The following is a 23,142-nucleotide window of genomic DNA, read 5'->3' on the forward strand; positions in this document are numbered from 1 at the left end:
TAAAGTGTTTGGGAACCGCAGATGGACGCAGATGGACGCAGATAACTTTTTACAGATAGGCGTTGATAGGGCTTAGTTCGCCGTAGCGATGCAAAAATTCAGAAAATGACGTAGAATTTGACTTATTAACTGATTATAAAAGCTTTGCTATCGAAGCGTTTGCGTCCTTGTTAGCAGTACATTTTTTATGTTTACCTTTCATCTTAACACTGGTGAAGTAGTTCAAGTAGCTTTAGAGAACGTAGAGCAGTTTGTTAAAGAAAATCGAGACAACATTGTAGTCCGCCAGAAGAAAAGACGTGGCGAACTGAGAATAGGGGGTTTGGAAGCTCAAAATGTCAGTGTTTAACAGTCAATGATGACCGTTTGGTTCTCTGCGCTACCTAAATAGGGCTTGCTGAATAAAAGTAAATGACAAAAGACGGCACTAAGCAACCAGTGCGATCGCTACACTCAAATGTAGAGTTTATATGATGGAAGTGTAAAACTTGTGAAAACTGAAGCTGTTGTATGCCGTCTCCATTACCGGGAATGAATCCTTATCTTGAAAATCCCGAATTGTGGCCAGAAGTACATCATCGACTGATTAGTGCGATCGCCAATGCAATTGAGTCAAACCTGAGCCAAGACTACCGGGTGGCAATTGAGAAACGGGTTTATACCAGCCTACCAGAGGATGCGGTATTGGTTGGGATTCCAGATACATCAGTAGTATCTCAATCTCGGAATCGTCAATCTTTTACCACCCTAACAGTCCCTGCATCTGATTCATCTATGACTGTCATGCTACCTATTCCCGAGGAAATTCGAGAAAGTTGCCTAGAAATTCGGGATATTGCAACAGGAGCAGCGATCGCAGCGATTGAGGTTTTATCACCAATAAACAAGCGTCCCGGTAAAGGACGAGATACTTATGAAAAAAAGCGTAATGCCGTTTTAGAGAGCGCAACCCATTTGGTGGAGATAGACTTGTTGAGGGAAGGAACGCCAATGGTGATGGTGGGTAACATTCCTCAGTCACATTACCGGATTTTAGTTAGTCGCGCCCCACAACGTCCGAGAGCGCAACTTTATGCGTTTAATCTTCAGCAAGCGATTCCTTTGTTTCCACTTCCATTGAAGCCAAAAGATGCCGAACTTTCAATAGATTTGCAAAGCCTGGTCTTGCAAGTTTACAACCAGGCGCGGTACGATTTGGCGATCGATTATCACCAAGACCCTATTCCACCTTTACAGGAAGCAGATCGCATTTGGGTGGATGCGCTTTTGCAAGCAAAGGGGGTTGCGATAGCTTGTTATTTACGGGGTTCATAAACCCACGCCCTACTCCCTAATCCCCACTCCCTGTGTTTCCAGAACGCGAGTACACTCTGCAACTGAAGCCCGTTGTCGCATGACATCGACAAGAGCTTGGTACGCCGACCAATGTTCTTGCAACAAAGTTTTTGCTTGAAGCAGACAAAAGCGCTGTTTGAGATGGTACTGGTTCGGTGAAAGTCCCACACTTTTCAACACTCCTGCTAGCTTGCTTTTATCGTCAGCACCCCCCTCAGTATCGTTATAAACTAGCGTTTCCGCAGCAATACCCGCCATCCAAGTTGTGCAATAACGATCCAGCATTTGAGCAGTTATCTTACCTTGTTCCAATTGAGATGCTAATTTTTCATCATCAAAACTCACACCGCCTTGTCCTGGTTGTTTTTGTTTGACTGCTTCCCAAGCGCTGAGAGTATAACCAACAACTGGAATTCCCAATAAGTAAGCGACAAGAAAGTGTCCCGCTTCGTGGTGTAGAATACGTTCTCTGTGTTCAGGTGAAAAACTAGCCATCCAATCTAAAAGAAGATTACCGCCCTTTCCTTGCAAACTGAAAGAATCGAGCGTGACGATTCCTAAAACTGTAAAGGTTGCCACTGCTGGAATTGTAGGCGATAGGTGAACGAGCGGTCCTAGCAAGCTGGACATAGTCATGGCAAAGACAGATATTGCTATGAGATTCAGGGCTGTTTTGCTCATACTAAAGATTGAGTTCTGTAATGTAATATTTCTTAATATCTTTCTAAGATTATGCCTCAATCTGGATTAAGAAGATATACTCAGCTAAAAATTTCTCCCCAAAGGAGAGTAGAAATGTCAAGATGGATGTTAAGTTCTGAGGTTGTGCCATGCCTTCACCATTTCCTGGGGTCGATCCTTATCTTGAAAATCCCGAACTATGGTCTGAAGTCCACAGTCGCTTGATTATGGCGATCGCGATCGCTCTAGCGCCCAGCCTCCGTCCGAAGTATCATGTAGCCGTAGAAAAGCGTACATATCTTAGTAAAAAATATTTAGAAATTCGAGAGATGGGAAAGAACTATGCAGTTACAGTTGTAGAGATTCTTTCTCCAAAAAACAAACGGGCGGGAGAAGGAAGAGACGCATACGAACGCAAGCGACGACAAGTGCTAGCAAGTATTACCAATTTAGTGGAAATTGACTTGCTTAGAGGTGGAAAGTCTATGCCAATTTTGGGAAGCTTACCCAATACTGATTATTGTATCCTTATTAGTCGTGGCGATCGCCGTCCCGAATCCGATTTGTATGGTTTTAGTTTGCGACAATCAATTCCTTCATTTCCTTTACCGCTAGTTCCGCTCGACGTTGAACCAGTCGTAGATTTACAAACCTTACTGAACGAAGTTTATGACCAAGCGGGATTTGACATGAGAATAGATTATTCTCTACCTTGCGTGTTACCGCTTAAAGAAGGAGATGCAGCTTGGGCTAATGCTTTGTTGCAAGAAAAAGGATTACTTGCTTCATAAACCGGGTTTTTGGGATTACTGAACTGGCGCTCGAGGAAAGAGAATTGTGTCATTTATTTGGGAACACTAAATTTAGAAATTCTTAAGATTTAGTGGTAGGATCGCGATCGCAATGAATATTGCCGGATATCATCTCAGCGAACAACTTTACAATGGTTCCAGAACCCTGGTTTATCGAGGGTATCGACAGGCTGATTCATTACCTGTAGTCGTTAAACTGCTGAAAAATCCTTATCCCAGCTTCAGCGAACTGGTGCAATTTCACAATCAGTACACCATCGCCAAAAAGCTCAACTCACCCCTAATCATCCAAACCTATAGCCTAGAACCCCACCAAAATGGTTATGCGTTGGTTATGGAAGATTTCGGGGGAATTTCTTTAAAGGATTATTTCACCTGTGTAGAAACATTACAGACAAAGTCTCTGGAAGAATTTTTGCTTTTAGCGATCGCTATGAGCAAAGCCTTAGATCTGCTCTATCGAAATAACATTATTCATAAAGATATTAAACCCAGCAATATTTTAATTAATCCTGAAACACAACAGGTTAAATTAATTGACTTTAGTATAGCATCTTTGCTGCCACGAGAAACACAAACACTCATCAGTACCAATATATTAGAAGGCACACTTGCTTACATATCTCCAGAACAAACGGGAAGGATGAATCGCTTAATTGACTACCGGAGTGACTTTTATTCTTTAGGTGTTACTTTCTACGAATTACTCACAGGTGAATTACCCTTTGATTCAAACGACCCAATGGAGTTAGTACATTGTCATATTGCTAGATCGCCTCGTTTAGTTCATGAAATTAACCCACAAATCCCGTCAGTAATTTCAGAGATTGTCAGCAAATTGATGGCGAAGAATGCTGAAGACCGCTATCAGAGTGCATTGGGATTAAAGTATGATTTAGAAACTTGTTGGCAGCAGATCAAAGAATCAGATATAGTTAGATATTTCCCAATTGCCCAACGAGATGTGTGCGATCGCTTCATCATTCCTGATAAACTTTATGGCAGGGAAACCGAAATAGAAACCTTACTCCAAGCATTTGAAAGAGTCAGCTTAGGTGCAACTGAAATAATGCTAGTAGAAGGTTTTTCGGGGATTGGTAAAACTGCAGTTGTTAACGAAGTTCATAAACCGATTGTGCAACAACGGGGTTATTTAGTCAAAGGAAAATTTGACCAATTTCAGCGAAATATACCTTTCAGTGCTTTTGTGCAAGCATTCCGAGATTTAATGGGACAATTGTTAACAGAAAGCGATCCTCAAATCCAGCACTGGAAAAGCAAGATATTGGATGCTGTTGGGGAAAATGGACAGGTAATCATTGAAGTCATACCCGAATTAGAAAAAATTATTGGTGAACAACCACCAGTCCCAGAATTAATAGGAACTACATCACAAAATAGATTTAATTTATTGTTTCCAAAATTTACCCAAGTCTTTACCAGTGCCGATCATCCATTAGTCATATTTTTAGATGATTTACAATGGGCAGATTCAGCATCGTTAAAGTTAATGCAATTATTAATGGCTGATACTAGCCATCTTTTCTTAATTGGTGCTTATCGTAATAACGAAGTCAACCCGACACATCCATTAATATTAACTTTAAATGAAATCGAAAAAACGAGAGCAAAAATCAACACTATTACTTTAGCACCATTGAATCAAATGCAAGTCAATCAGTTAATTGCTGACACATTTAAATGTCCAGAAAGTCTAGCTTGGAATTTTTCTTTACTGGTCTATCGTAAAACTGCAGGTAATCCGTTTTTCACTACACAGTTTCTAAAAGCATTACATCAAGATCGTTTTATCCAATTTAACTTTGAATTAGGTTGTTGGCAGTGTGACATTGCACAAGTGAATCAGCAAGCACTGACGGATGATGTTGTTGTTTTTATGAGTGTTCAACTACGAAAACTACCTCCCTTAACTCAACACATATTGCAGTTAGCCGCTTGTATTGGCAATCAGTTTGATTTAGCAACTTTGGCAATGATTTCGGAAGCGCCAGAAATCGAAACAGCTGCTGATTTATGGAAAGCTTTGGAAGAAGGATTGATTTTACCGATTAGTGATGTTTATAAGTTTTATGTCAGCCAAGAAAGCCAAGCAATGACTCAAGAAATTTCTCAGACTGTTACATATAAATTTTTGCACGATCGCATCCAACAAGCTGCCTATTGTTTGATACCAGAAGATAAAAAACAGTCCACTCACCTAAAAATTGGGCAACTACTTTTGAGTAATATTTCTAAAGAGGATCAAGAAGGAAGAATTTTTGAGATTGTTAATCAGCTCAATATTGGAGTGGATTTGCTCCCCAATCAGTTAGAAAAAAATGAATTGGCTAAACTCAATCTTATAGCAGGTCAGAAAGCAAAATTCTCCACAGCTTATGAAACAGCTATTAAGTATCTAAATACTGGGTTAGATTTGCTAGCTAATGATAGTTGGCTGTCTCAATATGATTTAACCCTCAAAATGTATATTGAAACTGTAGAAGCAGAATATTTAAATATTAACTTTGAACGTTCGATGTATCTCAATGAACTTGCTTTGCACAATACAAAAAATATCCTCGACAAAGTTAAATTATATGAAGCTAAAATGCAGATTTATATAGCTCAGTTAGAAATGATGAAAGCTATTGAAATAGGGCTGCAAGTTTTAGAAAACTTAGATATTTCTCTTGTTAATTTAGTAGATGATAATAGCTTACTAGTTAAGTTACCAAATCTGGATGACCTAGCAAAACTTTTAGTGATGACCGATCCATATAAACTATCAGCCATGCAGATTCTCAAAATTCTCTGTGCTCCAGTTTTTATGGCTAAACCTGAAATTTTTCCCCAGGTCATCATTACAATGGTCAATCTTTGTATCGAACATGGTAATTCTGCATTGTCTGCATTTGCCTATGGTTTTTATGGATTGTTAATGTCTGGAATTGGCAAGTTAAATGAAGGATATCATGCTGGTAATATTGCTTTAAAGCTTTTGAATAAATTTGATGCTAAAGAGCTAAAAGCTAAAGTCTATAATTTGTTTAATTCTAATATTAGGAACTGGAAAGAACATACTAAAAATAGCATTATTCCGCTAAAGGAAGGAGTGCAAAGTGGTTTAGAAACAGGAGATATTGAGTGGGGAGGTTATTGTGCTGCCAATCTATGTAGTTACCTATTTTTCTCTATAAATAACTTAGAAGATACCGTTCAGCAACAAGCAACATACATAGACATTTGCGTAAAAATCCAACAAGAAATCCCTACCCATTTTTCTCAAATATGGCGGCAACTAGGTTTGAATTTACTAGGTTTAGCTCAAGACAAATACTTGTTGATTGGAGATAGCTTTGATGAATCTGAAAAACTCCCTTGTTTGATTGCAGCTAAAAGTGGTACAGTCCTATTTATTTTTCACGTAGCTAAAACAATTTTAATTTATCAATTTGGGGATTATACCCAGGCTTTAAAACTGGTAGATTTAGCTTATCAACAGGCAGGCTCTGCATTTGGTTTTATGCAGGTTGTCATCCTCAACTTCTATCATTCTCTAGCTCTTAGTGCCAACTATTTACAAGCTGAACTCAGCGAACAACAAAAGTATTTAGAGCAAATTGAAGCCAATCAGGAAAAAATGCGATTCTGGGCATACCATGCTCCTATGAATAATCAGCATCGCTACGATCTAGTTGAGGCAGAAAAGGCACACATACTTGGGCAATATTGGGAAGCGGCTGACTTGTACGATCGCGCTATTTCTCTTGCCAAAGCCAACGGCTACATCCAAGAAGAAGCACTTAGCAATGAACTAGCAGCCAAATTCTACCTCAACTGGAGCAAAGAAAAGATAGCTCAAGCATATATGCAAGAAGCTTACTACTGCTACGCTCGCTGGGGAGCAAAAGCCAAAGTGAATCACCTAGAAAAAAGCTATCCCCAACTACTCCAACTCATCCTGCAACAGCAACTCATCAACCTCAACCCCCAAGAAACTATTGCCTTTCGTGGGACTTTCTCATCTACTCGCACCTCTACTACTGGCAGCACCAGTATTTCCGATATTCTAGATTTTACCTCTGTCCTCAAAGCAGCTCAAGCTATTTCCAGTTCTCTGGAATTAGATCGACTTATTGCCAGTCTCACTCGCATTATCCTCGAAAACTCTGGCGCGAAAAAATCTGTACTCATTCTTCCCCAAGAAGATACGTGGCAAGTTAGAGCAATTACCTTTATTAATCATGAGGACATACAAACTCTCCTCAGCCCACAATCACTCTTCAATTGTCAAGATATTCCTGTAAAAATTATCAATTACGTCAAAAATACCCAACAAACAGTTGTTATAGACAATTGCACAACAGATATTCCTGGTTTAATTGGGGAATATATGCTGCAACATCAACCCCAGAGTGTATTATGTACGCCCATTATTCATCAAGGGCATTTGGTGGGAATTCTCTACCTAGAAAATAGCTTAACTCAAGGGGTTTTTACTAGCGATCGCCTCAGCGTTATTAAGCTATTGTCTTCCCAAGCTGCAATCTCCCTGGAAAATGCCAGACTTTACCAACAAGCACAACAAGCATTACAAGATTTACAACAAGCTCAATTACAAATTGTCCAAAGTGAAAAAATGTCTGCCTTGGGTAATTTAGTTGCTGGTGTAGCTCATGAAATGAATAATCCTTTGGGTTTTATCTCTGCTAGTCTCAAACAAGCAAAACCCACGATAGCTGATATTTTTAAACACTTGAAGCTATATCAAGAAACTGTACCATCACCGGGTGAGGAAATAATTGACCATGCCGATGAAATCGATCTAGATTATAGTTTAGAAGATTTACCCAAAGTCATTGATGCGATGGTGATAGCGTGCGATCGCCTCAAAAATATCAGCACTAGTTTACGGACTTTCTCCCGTGCTGATCGAGACTATAAAGTGCCGTTTAATATCCACGAAGGCATTGATAGTACAATTTTGATTCTCAAACATCGCCTCAAAGCCAACGAACAACGCCCCGCCATTGATGTGATAACTGAATATGGTGATTTGCCTAAAATTGAATGTTTTCCAGGTCAATTAAATCAGGTATTCATGAATATTTTAGCGAATGCCATTGATGCATTAGAAGACTCGAACAATGCACGCAGTTTTGAGGAAATTCAAGCAAAGTCCAACCGCATTATCATTAAAACGACAGTCAAAAATCGTCAAATTCAAGTTGCAATTGCTGATAATGGTATCGGGATGAGTGAACAAGTCAAACAAAAAATATTTGACCATTTATTTACTACTAAAGCTGTTGGGAAAGGAACGGGTTTAGGTTTGGCGATCGCCAAGCAAATTATAGTAGAAAAACACAATGGTTCACTAGTGGTGAATTCTACACTCGGTGACGGAACTGAATTTGTCATTACCTTACCAATTCAGGCTCAGGCTCTGGGTTAAGGGATTTCCAAGAAATAAATTATCCATCTTGTAAATTATCCATCTTGTAAATTATCCATCTTGTAAATTATCCATCTTGTAAATTATCCATCTTGTAAATTATCCATCTTGTAAATTATCCATCTTGTGGGACGGGCGTCCCCGCCCGTCCTGTATGAGTGGCGGGCGGGGACGCCCGCACCACAAGAAATTTTGTGTTTTCTTTGGAAGTTGCTTAATTTATGACCAATAGCTGGGAACTATATAGCTGTAAGCGCTAATGATTGTCTGATTGACTAGGAGTAGACATGACATTCAAAATTCTCAGCTTAGATGGTGGTGGAATTCGTGGTGTGGTTTCAGTACAAATGCTACAAGAGGTGGAACGCGAAATAAAGGAAACTTACGGCTTAGAGTTACACCAATACTTTGACATGATTGCTGGTACCTCCACAGGTTCGATTATTGCTGCAGGACTAGCGAAAGGCTTAAACACAACACAATTGCTTGACCTATATCAAAACAATGCTGAGCAAATCTTCCCATACTCCAAGACAATAGTTGGAAAAGCTTGGCGAAGTATCAGAAATATATTTTCCCCCAAATATTCCCACGATGGACTAGAAAAAGCGCTTTCAAAACCAGATGCTTTGGGTGACATAAAAATCAGTCAAATTTCCCATCCTCTGTTGTTGATTCTTGCCTATGATATGCGTTACCGCAACACAACTTTTTTTACCAATTTCCATCCCGATTTGGGTTTACGCTGGTATGATGGACTTCCACTAAAAGATATATGTATTAGTTCCGCATCAGCACCAACTTTCTTTCCACCACGTGAGTTAAAACCATTTGATGAAAACAAATTTGGTCAATGGTCATTTCCCCACATTGATGGTGGAGTTTGTGCTAATAATCCATCTTTGGCTGCAATTAGCCACGCTTTAAAGGTAAGCCGCTATCCTCACCTCTCTTCAGAAGAGAAGAAAAAATATAACTTAGAGAATCTCAAATTAGAGAATATCTCTGTACTTTCTATTGGTACAGGTAGGAGCGCAAATCCCTATGAATACAAAAAACTCAAAAAATGGACTGCATTGAGTTGGGTAGCACGGCTTGTGGATGTGTTTATGGAGCCAACAGGTGAAATCAATGCTACCATTTGTCAAAACATTATCGGAGGTTTTGAGTCAGGACATTACCTCAGACTGGACTTTGATTTGAATGAGAGATATCAAGTCCTAGCAAACGAGGATCATAAAACGGCTCGTACTCTCATAGAAAAAAAAGAGCAACGGAAAAATAAGTATTTAGTTGAAGCTAAGCATTTAGTTGAAACTGTCAATGAAGAGATGGATAATTCTACCCCGAAGAATATCAATACTTTGATAGCAGCGGCTAAAGCTTATATTAACTCTGGACTGATTTATGATTCCAGAGTATACGGCAAAGGACCTAAAGTCAAAGACGCTATTGCAAACTTTATCAGCAACAATCCCGTTGATTGCGATATTACAAATCAGACAAAGGAACTGTCAACTATTTAGTCATTAATAAAATTGAAGGAAAATTTTACCCTTCAAATCTCTCTTGTGGTATGGGCGTCTCGCCCGTCACTAGTATAGAACGGGCGGGGACGCCCGTCCCACAAGATTGGGTAATTTATTTCAATGAATTTTTTTGAGGTAAAGTTGGGATTTGGGGATTAGCAAGCGGAGTGGGTTCTCTTGGTTGAGTGTCGCCAACGAGAAAGTTTTCCAAGCCAGGAGCACAGACAAAACCTAGGAGCATTAGCATAGTACGGCGTGCTAAAACGTACTGCTCGATTAATTGTTGGTGTCTTTGTTGTCGAGTTGGCGATCGCGAAGCGCAAGCCGTACCCGGCTTATCGCATTACGTGTTTTCCCAAAAATCAGACTCTCCGCTAACAGTAATAATACGGGGTTTGCGGGGAATGATATATCTAAATTTTACATAAATATATTGATAAGAAAGCAAGTCTATATATCAAATGAAATTAGATTTTTTCATTTGATTGTCAGTATATAGGAGTCAAAATTAAAACTTATAAGTGCAATTCGCAAAAACAAGGGACTTGAGCGATCGCTCTGGCGGCTTTGTTATATTCCGTAATATACCCAAAAAGATGCATCTTCATACAGAATTGGTAATTAGATCCCCGACTTCTTGCAAGAAGTCGGGGATCTGGTATAGATTACGATCGCGAAAAACTTATGAAACATTATGAGTAAGAATTTCGACAGAATAAATGTAGGACAATGAGTATCAAAATATTAAGAATTAATTAAATTACTTGAGTAAACTGTGCGAAAGAGTATAGTCATCAGCTTATTTATAACTTTATCTCTGGCTGTGTTTCCTCAGCTAGTGACGGCTCAATCTATAGATTTACTTTACCAGCAAGGCATTAGTGCTCAAAATGAAGGCAAGCACTCAGATGCAGAGTCAGTTTGGCGTCAAGTGCTAGAACTTACTCCCAAAGATGCTACTGCATATTTTTATTTGGGCAAAGCGCTGTATTCTCAAAAAAAATTGGAAGATGCAATTGCTGCTTACCAAAAAGCCATCCAACTCAACCCTAATGATGTTCGTGCTTATAACAATTTAGGGGTGATTTTAACAGAAAACAAGAAGTTGGATGAAGCGATCGCAGTTTACCGCAAAGCAATTCAAATCGACCCTCAATTTGCTCTCGCTTACAAAAATCTGGGTTTATTACTGTACGACCAGAAGAAAATAGATGAGGCGATCGCAGTTTTCCGTGAAGCAACTCCATTAAACCCTAAAAATACAGGCGATCCCAGCAACGTAGAAAATTCGCTAACAGATCGAAAAAAACTTGATGCCGGAGCTTACAACAATCTCGGCAATGCGCTATATGACCAGGAAAAACTGGATGCGGCGATCACAGCCTATAACAAAGCCATCCAACTCAACCCCAACTATGCCAATGCTTACTACAATCTCGGCAATGCGCTATCTGACCAGAAAAAACTGGATGCGGCGATCGTAGCCTATAACAAAGCCATCCAACTCAACCCCAACTATGCCGTAGCTTACAACAATCTCGGCAATGCGCTATCTGACCAGAAAAAACTGGATGCGGCGATCGCTGCCTATCACAAAGCCATCCAACTCAACCCCAACTATGCCGTAGCTTACAACAATCTCGGCAATGCGCTATCTGACCAGAAAAAACTGGATGCGGCGATCGTAGCCTATAACAAAGCCATCCAACTCAACCCCAACTATGCCGTAGCTTACAACAATCTCGGCATTGCGCTATATGACCAGAAAAAACTGGATGCGGCGATCGTAGCCTTTAACAAAGCCATCCAACTCAACCCCAACGATGCCGTAGCTTACTACAATCTCGGCAATGCGCTATCTGACCAGAAAAAACTGGATGCGGCGATCGCTGCCTATAACAAAGCCATCCAACTCAACCCCAACTATGCCGTAGCTTACAACAATCTCGGCAATGCGCTCAGAAACCAGAAAAAACTGGATGCGGCGATCGCTGCCCATAACAAAGCCATCCAACTCAACCCCAACTATGCCGTAGCTTACAACAATCTCGGCAATGCGCTATCTGACCAGAAAAAACTGGATGCGGCGATTGCTGCCTATAACAAAGCCATCCAACTCAACCCCAACGATGCCGTAGCTTACAACAATCTTGGCATTGCGCTATATGACCAGAAAAAACTGGATGCGGCGATCGTAGCCTTTAACAAAGCCATCCAACTCAACCCCAACTATGCCGTAGCTTACTACAATCTCGGCATTGCGCTATATGACCAGAAAAAACTGGATGCGGCGATCGCTGCCTATAACAAAGCCATCCAACTCAACCCCAACTATGCCGTAGCTTACAACAATCTCGGCATTGCGCTCAGAAACCAGAAAAAACTGGATGCGGCGATCGCAGCTTACCAGAAAGCACTAAAGTTGCCGGAAGATAAATCCATTACTCCAGCTAGCGCTCATACTTTAGCTCGCAATGGTTTAGGCTTGGTATTCCAAGAACAAGGCAAATTAAAAGAAGCGATCGCAGAGTATGAGCGAGCTGTAGCCCTTGACCCCAATTTGATTTATCCCAGAAACAACCTTAAAGAAGCACAGCGGTTATTAACTGAAAAGAGCAAGACTCAAGTTGAAACCGCAGACGATAGAGAATGGTTACCAAAGAATGAGCCATCTCTACCAATTTTGCGTCCTGTGGTATTTGTCACTGCTGAGTTTAACACCCGCGAGAGACTGGGTAATGAAACTGGTACAGGTATAGTCATTAAGCGAGAGGGCGATCGAGCATTGATTATTACCAATCGCCATGTGATTTTTGATAAAGATTCTGGTCAACAGGGTAAAAATATTAAGGTTGAATTTTATAGTCAACCACCTTCTGGTAAAGTCAGAATGCGGCGAAGTGCCAAGCTTTTGACAATGACTGAACCAAACGATCCCATTGATTTAGCAGTTTTGGAAATCACTGACAACTTACCGGAGGATATTCAACCCTTGTCCACTTCTGTCGATCCCATCCATCGAGGAATGCCCATCCGTGCTATTGGTCATCCTTATGACAATTTGCCTTGGGCGCTGCACACAGGAGAAATTACTACTCATAACAGTGCAGAAATTTTAATATCCAAGATTCCAATTAAACAAGGATATTCCGGTGGTCCTGTTATCAACTCAAAAAATAATCAGCTTTTAGGCATGATTGTTGAACGTGACTCCAGTGGACAAACTTTTGCTCATCCTATTTCTATTATCAAGGAAAAACTACGTAAAATGGGTTTACAAGCACTATGAACTACAAAATTTTTTTGACAAGCTTATTATTCCTTCTAAATCTCAACCATCTTCCTGCTCAAGCTTCTTGTCGTGAAGGCAATCCTCGCTCTACAGAATATATTCGTCGTAATCAACCAACTCGTTGCGAAGGTATTCAGAGGGAACCCATTAGTGGGAACAGCCTGCGTTTGATTTCCATTGCCATCCGAAATATTCCCAGCTATGGCGAAACTTTGACTTTGCAAATACCCCGCATTAATGGTGGTAGCAACCCACAGGTGAAGCTGCAATCTTTAGAAAAGAATTATCAATTAGATAACCCTTCTCTATCTCCTAATGGTTCTGGTTTTAGCTTCAGCTGGGAGACTTACGTCCTTAAAAGAGAGAACATACCCGCAGATAGCCTCCGTGCTCTAGCATATTTTCAATTAGGTTCTGAACCAGTACACATCCCAGTGATTTTAGGAAACTCTTCTGGGAAGTATGAATTTGTTTTCTTTACCCCCAGTCGGGCTAAGTTTTCTACCTTTGAAATTTTACGAGATGGAAAACAAGTTTACAGCAGTCCTCGCACTAATTTCCGTAGCGGTGAAATTGTCTTTACCTGGGATGGGCGTAATGCTCCTGCTGGACGCTACGAGATCCATTTTATTGCTAATATCGAGCCAACAAATCAACCCGCGCAAGAGTTAGAGCGGAGACTGGTTTTTGAACACAATCCAAACTGGCTGAAATAGATTATGGCGCATCGACCACCAAAGACTAAGCAAAAACTTCTCTCTTTCTCAATCTGGGTATTGCGGGGAATTTGGAAAGCCATAACTACTATTATGGCGTGGGTAGTGTCGGTTATAAAAACTATTTCAGCATTAGTTGTTAACAAAGGGAGTCAGGTAGGAAACTATTTATTTGCTAAAAAAGCAGTTCTTTTTGTTTTGTTTCTCCTTGTAGTTTTTGGTCTTCTTTGCCTTGCTGCCATTATTCCGAAAACTCATATATTTGAAGGTAACCTGACTGTTGAAGAGCTTAGTTTTACTTATAATGGTGGACAAGAAAAACTTTTTCTCAATTCTATAAGGGGTATGCAAACTCTTGACGTTGAGGGCATCATTAATAATGAAATCACTTTTATAGGTAAATTTCAAAGTACTTCTTTTTCGGAACTTAATAATTTCAATAAACCCTTAAAAATTCAGCTTAAAAATAGTGATAGTAAGTTAGTTATAGAACCAAATGACAGCAAAAAGCGTAGTCAAATAGATATTGAAGAACTGCGTATTTTGCCAAATACCAAAGTGTCTGAGTTAACATATCAACTTTTGAAAAAGCAACATAGACTTAATTTTAAGCTAGAACAAAATTCTAGTCAAACACAATCAAATGAATTAAAGGTTTACTTAGGAGAAAACCCTATTAAAGTTATTCTAGAAAATTATGATATTTCTGGAATAAATGCTAGTCAGTTAGATAAGCAACAACCCTTAGAATTTATATTGACTCCACAAAGTAAAGAATTAAATTTAGAGATTAAGAAAAATAATAAGATTTATCTGAGTGCAGAGGAATCTTCTCCCAACGATCCCAATCAGTGGTTTCAAGAAAAATTTGATACTAAAGATGTGTACTTTCAACGTAGAAATAGGACTGGTGACATTAGTGATGATGTCACTGTTTCTACAATAGTAGAAGGTAAAATCCGCATGGTAGAACAAGAACGAGAAATTAAAGCCAATCAGTTTCTTATGGGGGAGAAACCTGATATATCTCTGGATATACAACGTATACGTAACTTGCGAATCGATCCCAAAAAGGGTATAGAAGTTCGGATTTCTGGGAAAACTAAACAAATTCAAATCGGTTTAGATAAAGATTTTCCAGTTTCTCGCATTCAAGGTAGTTGGTTAGACGGTATTTTACCTCGTGATGCCATTATTGCTTTGTTCTCTTTTGGTGCGGCTACACTGACTTATCTGTTAGGTTTTTTAATTGAAAATTCTTCTAAATCAGATTCAAAACCCTAACTTGCCTTTGCGATTAGAAATCGCGGCTATACAGGCAAAACCCACCTACGTGGGTTTCAAAACATTGATTTTCAGTAAGTCCGCGCAGGCGGACTTTGTTTGTGTAGTAGCGAATTATATTCGCCCAAATCTTTTAAAACTGTCCGCATTTTGGTCTGTCCTAAACCCTCTGACCATTCCAGCGCTTCCAGGTCTTGTCTATTGCTTGACACAAGTATTAAATGATCTTATTGCAGAATTTTGGTACTTGAGTGATATGAAACCGCAGATGAACGCAGACAAACGCAGATGTTTAGAAAAGTATTTTTTGTATAGTCCTTACCTTGCGGTGAGTCCAGTGCTGCACAAATGACAAATGACAAATGACTATTTCATTTTAATTGTGACGAGCTACTCACTCAAATACAACTGTCCGATTCCCATAAACTAAAACTCGATTTTGTAAATGCGATCGCACTGCCCTAGCTAGCACAATTCGCTCTAAATCTTTGCCTTTTCTAATTAAATCTTCAACTTCATCTCGATGACTGACGCGGACAACATCTTGCTCAATAATTGGTCCTGCGTCTAGATCGGCAGTGACATAATGTGCTGTGGCTCCAATAATTTTGACCCCTCTTTCAAAAGCTTTATGATAGGGATTGGCACCAACAAAAGCTGGTAAAAATGAGTGATGAATATTAATCACGTGGGGAAACTGAACTATAAATTCTTGGCTCAGAATTTGCATATATTTTGCCAAGACAACCAGGTCAATTTTATTCTGTTGTAGGATTTCTAGCTGTTTGGCTTCCTGTTCTTGTTTATTATCCTTGTTAATTGGGATGTAGTGGTAGTCAATGCCAAACTGCTCGGCAATAATTTTTAAATCGGGATGATTGCTAAGAACGAGGGGAATTTCAGCAGTAAATTCTTTTGCCCGTTGTCGCCAAATCAAATCAAACAGGCAATGGTCTTGTTTGCTCACCCAAATGGCAATACGGGGAACAGTATCAGAAAAGTGGAGTTCCCATTTGGCTTCTAAAGGTTGGGCTATGGCGTTAAATGCAGGTGCAATTAGGTCGCGAGGCAAATTAAACCCCTTTAATTGCCATTCAATGCGGGTGAGAAATAACCCAGATGCAAAATCTGTATGTTGATCCGCGTGGATTATATTGCCACCATAAGTGTATATGAAGTTGGCAATTTTCGCCACCAGTCCCCGTCGGTCGGGGCAAGATATAAGCAACGTTGCTGTGGGAGTAGTCATGATGACTCATGCTACGACATAATTGAGGTGGCAGGCAAGAAAAAAACGATGATTAAGTATTTTTAAGGTTTCTTAATTAATGACTCTGAAGATAATATGTATATTGCGTACTTGTAAAACAACAAGACTGCTACACTCAGTTTTCGTTATATTGAAATTATTATGATGTCAATAATTCTTCTTTATGCAACTATTATATTTTACTTCATAATGGCTTTTTCCTTCTTCCAAAAATGGCTGGATTTTTTTATAGCAGATGCAGAAATGAGTTCTGAAGAAAGGGTTTTCTCTATGATTATTTTGGTCATAGCTACCGTTTTCTGGCCAGTCATAGTGCCTTTGGCATATCTGGAGGTTTTAAAGTTTCATCAAAAACATAAGGAAGTTATTGATTCGTTGCTCATTTCTTCAAGATCTAGGTTGCAGGATAAGTAGGTAAAATTTCACTGTACGGGCGCAATGCCTGCGCCCCTACTAACCACTCACCAAGATTACAAGCTCATTGTATGGATTTGGCAATAACGCCCAATTGAAAACCTGGAGGAAAACTTCCTTCCTCTTTGATACGCTTAATCTCGGCTTCTGTGACCCGCAAATTTAACTTTTGAGCTAAAGCCCGGACGAGATCTCCTCGATCGATGACACCAGAGACAGCACCTGCAGGAGAAAGTACGGTAATGCGCGGTAACTGCTCATTTTCTAGCTTGTTAATCACATCAACAACAGGAGTTAACTCAGTGACGCTGGGAATTTCTGTGAGAGGATGCACGATGCTTTGTACAGTTAGGGTTTCCCACTGGCTTCTTTCTACCAAACGCAAATCCTCTACAGAAACCATACCACGGTAGCGTCCATCAGATTCAGCATAATAAACTTCTGAAGGATTGCCATCTAACAAGTAGACATCGGCAAAAGAACGTAAAGTTTGATTGGCGTCTACAACACGAAAGTCACGTGTCATGGTATTGGAAGCCACCAAACTCAGTAAGGTTTCTTGTAAGACAGTGACGCGATCGTAACTGCTGGCGTTGCGGATGCCAAACCAACCTAATAAGGCTATCCACAAGCCTGTAACTAACTCTCCTGTAAAGTAATCGACTGCCATGCCAAGAGCGATCGCACCATAACCTAAAATTTGCCCTGCTCTTGCTGCTAACTTCACAGCTTGAAAGCGATTGCCTGTTGCTTTCCACAGTGCGGCTTTCAACACTTGTCCCCCATCTAAAGGCAAACCTGGAATCAGGTTGAAAAGTGCCAGAACTAGATTGATTCTCGATAAATCCCCAATCATCACGCTAGCAGGACTATTTTCTGGCAAAACAGTTACCAACAACTGTAAGAGAAAAAACAACCCAATACTTACCACTGGTCCAGCAATTGCGACTTGAAACGCTTTTCCTGGGGTTTTGGATTCTTCTTCGATAGCAGCAATTCCACCGAATAAAAACAAGGTGATGGAATTGACTTTTATACCTTGCGATCGCGCTACCAAGCTGTGTCCCAATTCATGCAGCAAAACCGAACCAAATAACAGTAGTGCCATGACAATTCCAGCACTCCAAGCCAGAACAGGACCCCATTTTTGGTAGGCTACCCCAAAGTTAAGGGTTGCCAGCCCCAATATGACAAACCATAAAGGGTCTAAAAAGAGTGGAATTCCAAATAAAGACCCGATTTTCCAATTTGTTTGCATCATATTTTCCCAAAATCTAGACGTTTACAGCTAAGCGAAAACATATATTATGTGTGATTTTTTTTACTTATATAGTTTTGTCCCACCAATAATTCCAGATTGAGATTGGAAAAATCGGCAATTGCACTTTTGTGATGCTCTATCTCTAGAATAAACAATTACTGCTAGCGAACAAATCTCAAATAGGGCTGAGCATTTTAAGAATTAAAAACAAAAGGTGGTAGGTCTTCTTACCTTATGGATTAATCCGCAAGTAAAAAGACCTACCAACTTTATTAATAACTATTGAAATTGTGAAAATCTAAATACGACCAAGATTGGTCAAGCCTAAAACTGCACCAATACCAATAAGGTGACCTGTACTCATTGCTGCGAGGAATGTACCAACACTGGGATTATTAAACAAGGAAGGGAAGGGAAGGGGCATTTTGGGACCTACTTGGGGATAGCGAACTACTCTAGGAATAATGAACAGAGCTAATAGACTGCTGACAACAATAATTATTGTTTCGCTAAAGTTCAAACCAACACCAGTGTTGGGAGTTGTAGATTGAACGGCTAATAACAAAGATGAAATCACTACTCGTCCTCCGGCAAAATGTAAAGTTCCTGGTGTAGAGGCGCAATACAACTTTGCTCCGTATGAAGCTCAAGTATGCCATATAAACGCGTCTCTACAACCTTTGTTTATGCTCCTTCTGACGACGTAATGAATCTTCCATCTAGGGAGAGGAATGAATTTCCCCCTTTAGCTAGAGTACTTAACCTGCAAGATCCCCGACTTCTTGAAGAAGTCGGGGATCTGAGCAAACTTGCTCCGCAAAGTTGGTGTAGTGGACCACTCGTTACCGATCGCTGGTCACCAGTCCATAGTCGCTAATTACTGGTCACTGGTCACTGGTCACTGTTAAATAGCGCCAATGTTGGTCAAACCTAGTACGATGCCAACCCCGATAATATGACCAAAACACATAGCACCGATGAATGCTGGAATACTTAGGGGTAGTATAGGCAGCTTCAAACCAACTTGAGGCTTTTCAATCCTCGTTGCTAGTAAAACAGATACTAAACAGCTGACGCTGATGATTGTTGCCACAGTAGTATTGATTTCCGGTGTTGCGGGAACTGTTGCGGCGGCTGCTAGTAAAGTTAATAAAGTCAAGCGTTTTCTCCTTCAGACAACGAACAAGCATATCAGCCAACAGCCATTAGCAATCAACCAAGGTCGCTCGCTAATGGTCGTACCAATTTGGACAAAGAATGCTAGAGATAGATTAGATAAGAGCAAGCCTAGGTGAGGCTTTCTCAATCCAAAATCTAAAATCCAAAATGGTATTAGATGGCGATCGCTTTTTATGTAACCCACAAGAATTATAAAATCATAAAGGGGAAAACTGTAATTTTTTTATACAATTTCTTTTTTGTATTAATTACTACTAGTATCTACAAAATGCCATGCGAATTAAGATTTGCGGAATTACTCAACCACAACAAGGCAAAACAATTGTCTCCTTGGGTGCTACAGCGTTGGGATTTATTTGTGTCCCATCTTCACCCCGTTATATCAAAGTAGAACAAATTCGGGCGATCGTAGAACAACTGCCAGAAAAAGTAGATAAAATAGGAGTCTTTGCCAATGCTACCCTAGAAGAAATTAAGCAGACAGCGATCGATTCTGGATTAACTGGCGCTCAACTGCATGGAGATGAATCTCCAGAATTTGCTTTACAGTTACGCGAATTGTTGCCAGATATAGAGATTTTAAAAGCTTTGAGAATACGCAATACTGAAGACATAGACAAAGTACTTCATTATACAGCATATATAGATACTATACTATTAGACGCGTACCATCCACAACAACTAGGCGGTACGGGTAAAACTTTAGACTGGGATATACTGGAGCAATTTAGTCCTGCTTGCCCTTGGTTTTTAGCAGGAGGATTAACTCCAGACAACATTCTTGACGCTTTGAATCAAGTTCATCCCAATGGCATTGACCTCTCTAGTGGAGTAGAACGCGCTCCTGGGGATAAAGATTTAGATAAAGTAGCGAAGTTGTTTGAGAGATTGGGGAATGGGGAATAGGGAGTAGGGAGTAGGAAAATACAAATCCAAAATATCTCATCCACTCCCCACTCCCCACTCCCTACTCCCTAAAAAAACGATGCTTGATGGCGAATCAGATTGAAATACTCTTCACGAGTTTTCTGTTCTTCTTGGAACACACCTAGCAATGCACTTGTGACAGTCCAAGAGCCAGGTTTTTGTACGCCCCGCATGACCATGCACATATGAGAAGCTTCAATGACAACAGCCACTCCTTGGGGTTCTAGAATCTGTTGAACTGCTTCGGCAATTTGGCGAGTTAGCCTTTCCTGAACCTGGAGGCGACGGGAGTACATCTCAACAATACGGGCAAGTTTACTCAGTCCCACGACTTTCTGGTTGGGAATGTAGGCAACGTGCGCTCTTCCCATAAACGGCAGCATATGGTGTTCGCACAGACTAAATAAATTGATATCGCGTACAAGTACCATCTCGTTGTGACCTTCGTCAAAAATAGCGCCGTTTACGAGGTCTTCTAACGATTGGTTGTAACCGCTAGTCAGAAACCGCATTGCCTCTGCTACCCGTTTGGGTGTTTTCAGCAATCCCTCACGTTCTGGATCTTCCCCAACACCCACCAGTAAAGTTCTCACGGCTTCCATCATCTCCTCCATCTGCTCCTCTGTTTGGGGATGCAAATCAGCTTGCCGCCCGTTGTGAGTATTGCGATCTGGTCTTGGGGTAATGGACTCCGTTAAATCAGGAATAAGAGGAGATTGAGAGCGATTGGTACCGTTGGAACGAGCAATAGTCATGATGTCACAGTCTATGTAAAGGTTTGAAAGTTGGTTATTGGTCAAAAGGTCACTGGTCACTGGTCACTGGTCACTGGACAAATCACAAAACACCAGCACTAGGCATAAGAATTAATTCGTCAATAACTGCTTGCTGTGGTAGTAAGGCAGTATGAAGAATTGATTGAGCCACAATTTCTGGGGTTAACATTTTTGATCGGTCAAAGTTAGCATTGACGGTTTCTCGATCCCATAGTTCTGTGTTGACTGCACCAGGATGGATAACAGTCACGCGAATACCACGGGCACGTTCTTCTTGTGCCAGAGTTTGGGAAAGAGCTATCAAACCTGCTTTGCTAACACTGTAAGCACCCCAATTGGCAAATGCTTGTTTGCCAGCTATTGAACAAACATTGATAATTGTGCCTGTGCCACGATCTCGCATTCCTGGTAAAATTCCCATAATGCACTGAAAAACACTGGTTAAATTTAAATTTAAAACCAGATTCCAGTCGGATAGGGAAGTTTCACTCAAAGAGCCGGTGTAACCTATACCAGCACAATTTACCAAGATATCTATATCCCCAAAATCACTGGCTATTTCCTGCATCTTTTGTTGCACTAGAGAGATACAAGACAAATCCAAAGGATATGCGTTTGCTTCTACTCCAGAGTGCTTTGCTGCTTGACAAACCGTTGCTAATTTCTCTATGGAACGGCTCACTAGGGCTACATCTATACCTGCTCGTGCAAACGCCAAAGCAGTTTCTCTGCCAATGCCACTGCTTGCCCCAGTAATCAAAGCACGTGGTTTCTGCTCAACACTCATGCGATCTCCCCAATTTGTTGCGGTTACTAAACCGCCTTGCCACCTAGATGATGAAAAATTTTCGGTTCAAATAAATTAAACAAAGCTAAAAATCCACTGAATTTTTTATGGTAGTTGCTAGACTCCATATATCTCAATCTTCCTGTCTCGCGTTTTCTGAGTAACGACAGCAAACTTTCGCTTAGAAAACGCTATCTCACCCTGGGAGTTCACCGTTAGCCCACAGTCAAGAGCCTAACGTCAAAAGAGTGTTTACTACTATTGACCGTTGACTATCCACTATTGGCTAAAAATGTCAATGCCTGTGACCTAAAAGATTGTTAAAAATCTTTAAGTAACACAGGCAATTATAGCATTGCTGCTAAGTTAGTAAATCATCTGAGTCCTATCAGTGAGCAACTTCAGTGAAAACACCAATCTTGCGGAACTTTTCGTAACGCAGTTGACGTCTTTCTTGAGGGGTAAAGCGGTTGAGGTTCTCCAAGTTGTCCAACAAAGCTTGCTTGAGTGTATTGGCAGCTTGTAAAGGGTCGGAATGAGCGCCACCAACAGGTTCGGGCAATATCTGGTCGATAATTCCCAAGTTCTTGAGGTCGTGTGAAATAATTTTTAAGGCAACTGCTGCTTGGGGTGCTTTACTGGCATCTTTCCATAAAATGGCAGCACAAGCTTCAGGGGTAGCAACAGTATAAACGGAATGTTCAAACATTAAGAGGCGATCGCCTACACCGATACCCAGCGCACCACCAGAACCGCCTTCACCAATGACAGTGCAAATAATGGGGACATCAAAGCAAAACATCTCCCGTAAATTGTAAGCGATCGCTTCTCCTTGACCTTGATGTTCGGCTTCAATTCCCGCCCAAGCCCCTGGCGTGTCGATAAAAGTTAAAATCGGCATACCAAACTTGTTGGCGTGTTCCATTAATCGCAGGGCTTTGCGATAGCCCCCTGGAGATGCCATACCAAAATTACGGGCAACATTGTCCTTAGTATCGCGACCTTTCTGATGACCCAACATAACGATAGGGTTTCCACCCAAACGACCTACACCCCCGACTAATGCAGGGTCATCAGAACCACTGCGATCGCCATGCAACTCCATCCATTCATCACTTATGGATTGGATGTAATCAAGAGTACTGGGACGGCGTGGGTGACGAGCGACTTGCAATCGCTGCGACGGCGACAGACTACTGAATATTTCTTCCCGCAGTTGCATGGCGCGTGCTTCTAGTTGACGAATTTGACTGGTCACATCGACGCCATTTTCTTCCGCTAGTTGCCGAATTTGGTCAATTCTAGTAGCAAGTTCGGCTAACGGCTTTTCAAAATCTAACAGTAGCTGTTTACGCTCAGTAGTTGCCATTTTCACAGTGGTTGGTGGTTAGTAGTTGGTGGTTAGTAGTTGGTGGTTGGTGGTT

21 protein-coding genes are annotated in these 23,142 nt (G+C 40.7%); 12 read left to right on the forward strand and 9 right to left on the reverse strand.

Going from position 1 to position 23,142, the window contains the following annotated elements; translation table 11 throughout:
- Positions 1 to 187 precede the first annotated feature (187 nt).
- Positions 188 to 349 carry a hypothetical protein gene (locus WA1_RS58225; RefSeq protein WP_017739679.1) on the forward strand — a complete coding sequence of 54 codons (162 nt, stop codon included), beginning with the start codon at positions 188 to 190 and terminating at the stop codon, positions 347 to 349.
- 161 nt (positions 350 to 510) lie between these two features.
- Positions 511 to 1,314 (forward strand): DUF4058 family protein, encoded by an 804-nt coding sequence (locus WA1_RS25540; protein ID WP_017739678.1) that lies wholly within the window; start codon positions 511 to 513, stop codon positions 1,312 to 1,314.
- 9 nt (positions 1,315 to 1,323) lie between these two features.
- Here WA1_RS25540 and WA1_RS25545 read toward each other — a convergent pair whose 3' ends face one another.
- A complete protein-coding gene (locus WA1_RS25545) occupies positions 1,324 to 2,016 on the reverse strand; it encodes a hypothetical protein (RefSeq protein ID WP_017739677.1) in 693 nt (230 codons plus the stop codon).
- 149 nt (positions 2,017 to 2,165) lie between these two features.
- Here WA1_RS25545 and WA1_RS25550 point away from each other — a divergent pair, with 149 nt between their 5' ends.
- The 7 genes from WA1_RS25550 (at position 2,166) to WA1_RS25575 (ending at position 15,104) form a co-directional block, all read left to right on the forward strand.
- On the forward strand, positions 2,166 to 2,807 hold the full coding sequence (locus tag WA1_RS25550) for a DUF4058 family protein (RefSeq protein WP_017739675.1): 642 nt from the start codon (positions 2,166 to 2,168) through the stop codon (positions 2,805 to 2,807).
- Between the two features lie 112 nt (positions 2,808 to 2,919).
- Complete coding sequence (locus tag WA1_RS25555; RefSeq protein WP_017739674.1) at positions 2,920 to 8,283, forward strand: trifunctional serine/threonine-protein kinase/ATP-binding protein/sensor histidine kinase; 5,364 nt, start codon at positions 2,920 to 2,922, stop codon at positions 8,281 to 8,283.
- 287 nt (positions 8,284 to 8,570) lie between these two features.
- Positions 8,571 to 9,809 carry a patatin-like phospholipase family protein gene (locus WA1_RS25560; protein ID WP_017739673.1) on the forward strand — a complete coding sequence of 413 codons (1,239 nt, stop codon included), beginning with the start codon at positions 8,571 to 8,573 and terminating at the stop codon, positions 9,807 to 9,809.
- A 258-nt stretch (positions 9,810 to 10,067) separates the two neighbouring features.
- Positions 10,068 to 10,190: a hypothetical protein gene (locus WA1_RS60230; protein ID WP_272819227.1), complete on the forward strand. Its 123-nt coding sequence runs from the start codon at positions 10,068 to 10,070 to the stop codon at positions 10,188 to 10,190.
- A gap of 397 nt (positions 10,191 to 10,587) precedes the next feature.
- A complete protein-coding gene (locus WA1_RS25565; RefSeq protein WP_066613021.1) occupies positions 10,588 to 13,101 on the forward strand; it encodes a serine protease in 2,514 nt (837 codons plus the stop codon).
- Complete coding sequence (locus WA1_RS25570; protein ID WP_017739669.1) at positions 13,098 to 13,820, forward strand: flagellar hook assembly protein FlgD; 723 nt, start codon at positions 13,098 to 13,100, stop codon at positions 13,818 to 13,820. The genes WA1_RS25565 and WA1_RS25570 overlap by 4 nt, the downstream gene beginning before the upstream one ends.
- 3 nt (positions 13,821 to 13,823) lie before the next feature.
- Positions 13,824 to 15,104 carry a hypothetical protein gene (locus WA1_RS25575; protein ID WP_066613023.1) on the forward strand — a complete coding sequence of 427 codons (1,281 nt, stop codon included), beginning with the start codon at positions 13,824 to 13,826 and terminating at the stop codon, positions 15,102 to 15,104.
- A gap of 394 nt (positions 15,105 to 15,498) precedes the next feature.
- Here WA1_RS25575 and purU read toward each other — a convergent pair whose 3' ends face one another.
- Complete coding sequence (purU, locus tag WA1_RS25585; RefSeq protein WP_017739666.1) at positions 15,499 to 16,353, reverse strand: formyltetrahydrofolate deformylase; 855 nt, start codon at positions 16,351 to 16,353, stop codon at positions 15,499 to 15,501.
- A gap of 162 nt (positions 16,354 to 16,515) precedes the next feature.
- On the opposite strand from purU, the gene WA1_RS25590 reads away from it, so the two are divergent.
- Entirely contained in the window at positions 16,516 to 16,788 is a 273-nt protein-coding gene (locus tag WA1_RS25590) for a hypothetical protein (RefSeq protein WP_017739665.1), read from the forward strand.
- 64 nt (positions 16,789 to 16,852) lie between these two features.
- Here WA1_RS25590 and WA1_RS25595 read toward each other — a convergent pair whose 3' ends face one another.
- Positions 16,853 to 18,046 (reverse strand): site-2 protease family protein, encoded by a 1,194-nt coding sequence (locus tag WA1_RS25595; RefSeq protein WP_017739664.1) that lies wholly within the window; start codon positions 18,044 to 18,046, stop codon positions 16,853 to 16,855.
- Positions 18,047 to 18,347: 301 nt separating this feature from the next.
- Positions 18,348 to 18,626: a photosystem I reaction center subunit PsaK gene (gene psaK, locus WA1_RS25600; protein ID WP_026134290.1), complete on the reverse strand. Its 279-nt coding sequence runs from the start codon at positions 18,624 to 18,626 to the stop codon at positions 18,348 to 18,350.
- 75 nt (positions 18,627 to 18,701) lie between these two features.
- Between psaK (WA1_RS25600) and WA1_RS55380 the strand changes: the two genes are divergently transcribed.
- Positions 18,702 to 18,926, forward strand: a complete 225-nt coding sequence (locus WA1_RS55380; protein WP_148662769.1) for a hypothetical protein — start codon at positions 18,702 to 18,704, stop codon at positions 18,924 to 18,926.
- Between the two features lie 27 nt (positions 18,927 to 18,953).
- On the opposite strand, the gene psaK (WA1_RS25605) is transcribed toward WA1_RS55380, so the two are convergent.
- The gene (gene psaK / locus WA1_RS25605) at positions 18,954 to 19,208 is read right to left on the reverse strand and encodes a photosystem I reaction center subunit PsaK (RefSeq protein ID WP_017739662.1); all 255 of its coding nucleotides are present in this window, start codon (positions 19,206 to 19,208) and stop codon (positions 18,954 to 18,956) included.
- A 12-nt stretch (positions 19,209 to 19,220) separates the two neighbouring features.
- A complete protein-coding gene (locus tag WA1_RS57265; RefSeq protein ID WP_158516697.1) occupies positions 19,221 to 19,412 on the reverse strand; it encodes a hypothetical protein in 192 nt (63 codons plus the stop codon).
- 89 nt (positions 19,413 to 19,501) lie between these two features.
- Between WA1_RS57265 and WA1_RS25610 the strand changes: the two genes are divergently transcribed.
- The gene (locus WA1_RS25610) at positions 19,502 to 20,134 is read left to right on the forward strand and encodes a phosphoribosylanthranilate isomerase (protein ID WP_017739661.1); all 633 of its coding nucleotides are present in this window, start codon (positions 19,502 to 19,504) and stop codon (positions 20,132 to 20,134) included.
- A 68-nt stretch (positions 20,135 to 20,202) separates the two neighbouring features.
- Here the strand turns inward: WA1_RS25610 and folE are convergent, their stop codons facing one another.
- From folE to WA1_RS25625, 3 genes are all read right to left on the reverse strand, one after another.
- Positions 20,203 to 20,910: a GTP cyclohydrolase I FolE gene (gene folE, locus WA1_RS25615; protein ID WP_017739660.1), complete on the reverse strand. Its 708-nt coding sequence runs from the start codon at positions 20,908 to 20,910 to the stop codon at positions 20,203 to 20,205.
- Positions 20,911 to 20,992: 82 nt separating this feature from the next.
- Positions 20,993 to 21,718: an SDR family oxidoreductase gene (locus tag WA1_RS25620; protein ID WP_017739659.1), complete on the reverse strand. Its 726-nt coding sequence runs from the start codon at positions 21,716 to 21,718 to the stop codon at positions 20,993 to 20,995.
- A gap of 388 nt (positions 21,719 to 22,106) precedes the next feature.
- A complete protein-coding gene (locus WA1_RS25625; RefSeq protein ID WP_017739658.1) occupies positions 22,107 to 23,087 on the reverse strand; it encodes an acetyl-CoA carboxylase carboxyltransferase subunit alpha in 981 nt (326 codons plus the stop codon).
- Between the last annotated feature and the right edge of the window lie 55 nt (positions 23,088 to 23,142).

It is taken from the genome of Scytonema hofmannii PCC 7110 (assembly GCF_000346485.2).
GTDB lineage: Bacteria > Cyanobacteriota > Cyanobacteriia > Cyanobacteriales > Nostocaceae > Scytonema > Scytonema hofmannii.

What these genes read in the sequence shown, in the direction of transcription:
- WA1_RS58225 (WP_017739679.1), top strand. Translation starts at nt 188, where the DNA reads ATGTTTACCTTTCATCTTAACACTGGTGAAGTAGTTCAAGTAGCTTTA.
- WA1_RS25540 (WP_017739678.1), top strand. Translation starts at nt 511, where the DNA reads ATGCCGTCTCCATTACCGGGAATGAATCCTTATCTTGAAAATCCCGAA.
- WA1_RS25545 (WP_017739677.1), bottom strand. Translation starts at nt 2,016, where the DNA reads ATGAGCAAAACAGCCCTGAATCTCATAGCAATATCTGTCTTTGCCATG.
- WA1_RS25550 (WP_017739675.1), top strand. Translation starts at nt 2,166, where the DNA reads ATGCCTTCACCATTTCCTGGGGTCGATCCTTATCTTGAAAATCCCGAA.
- WA1_RS25555 (WP_017739674.1), top strand. Translation starts at nt 2,920, where the DNA reads ATGAATATTGCCGGATATCATCTCAGCGAACAACTTTACAATGGTTCC.
- WA1_RS25560 (WP_017739673.1), top strand. Translation starts at nt 8,571, where the DNA reads ATGACATTCAAAATTCTCAGCTTAGATGGTGGTGGAATTCGTGGTGTG.
- WA1_RS25570 (WP_017739669.1), top strand. Translation starts at nt 13,098, where the DNA reads ATGAACTACAAAATTTTTTTGACAAGCTTATTATTCCTTCTAAATCTC.
- WA1_RS25575 (WP_066613023.1), top strand. Translation starts at nt 13,824, where the DNA reads ATGGCGCATCGACCACCAAAGACTAAGCAAAAACTTCTCTCTTTCTCA.
- purU (WP_017739666.1), bottom strand. Translation starts at nt 16,353, where the DNA reads ATGACTACTCCCACAGCAACGTTGCTTATATCTTGCCCCGACCGACGG.
- WA1_RS25590 (WP_017739665.1), top strand. Translation starts at nt 16,516, where the DNA reads ATGATGTCAATAATTCTTCTTTATGCAACTATTATATTTTACTTCATA.
- WA1_RS25595 (WP_017739664.1), bottom strand. Translation starts at nt 18,046, where the DNA reads ATGCAAACAAATTGGAAAATCGGGTCTTTATTTGGAATTCCACTCTTT.
- WA1_RS55380 (WP_148662769.1), top strand. Translation starts at nt 18,702, where the DNA reads ATGCCATATAAACGCGTCTCTACAACCTTTGTTTATGCTCCTTCTGAC.
- WA1_RS25610 (WP_017739661.1), top strand. Translation starts at nt 19,502, where the DNA reads ATGCGAATTAAGATTTGCGGAATTACTCAACCACAACAAGGCAAAACA.
- folE (WP_017739660.1), bottom strand. Translation starts at nt 20,910, where the DNA reads ATGACTATTGCTCGTTCCAACGGTACCAATCGCTCTCAATCTCCTCTT.
- WA1_RS25620 (WP_017739659.1), bottom strand. Translation starts at nt 21,718, where the DNA reads ATGAGTGTTGAGCAGAAACCACGTGCTTTGATTACTGGGGCAAGCAGT.
- WA1_RS25625 (WP_017739658.1), bottom strand. Translation starts at nt 23,087, where the DNA reads ATGGCAACTACTGAGCGTAAACAGCTACTGTTAGATTTTGAAAAGCCG.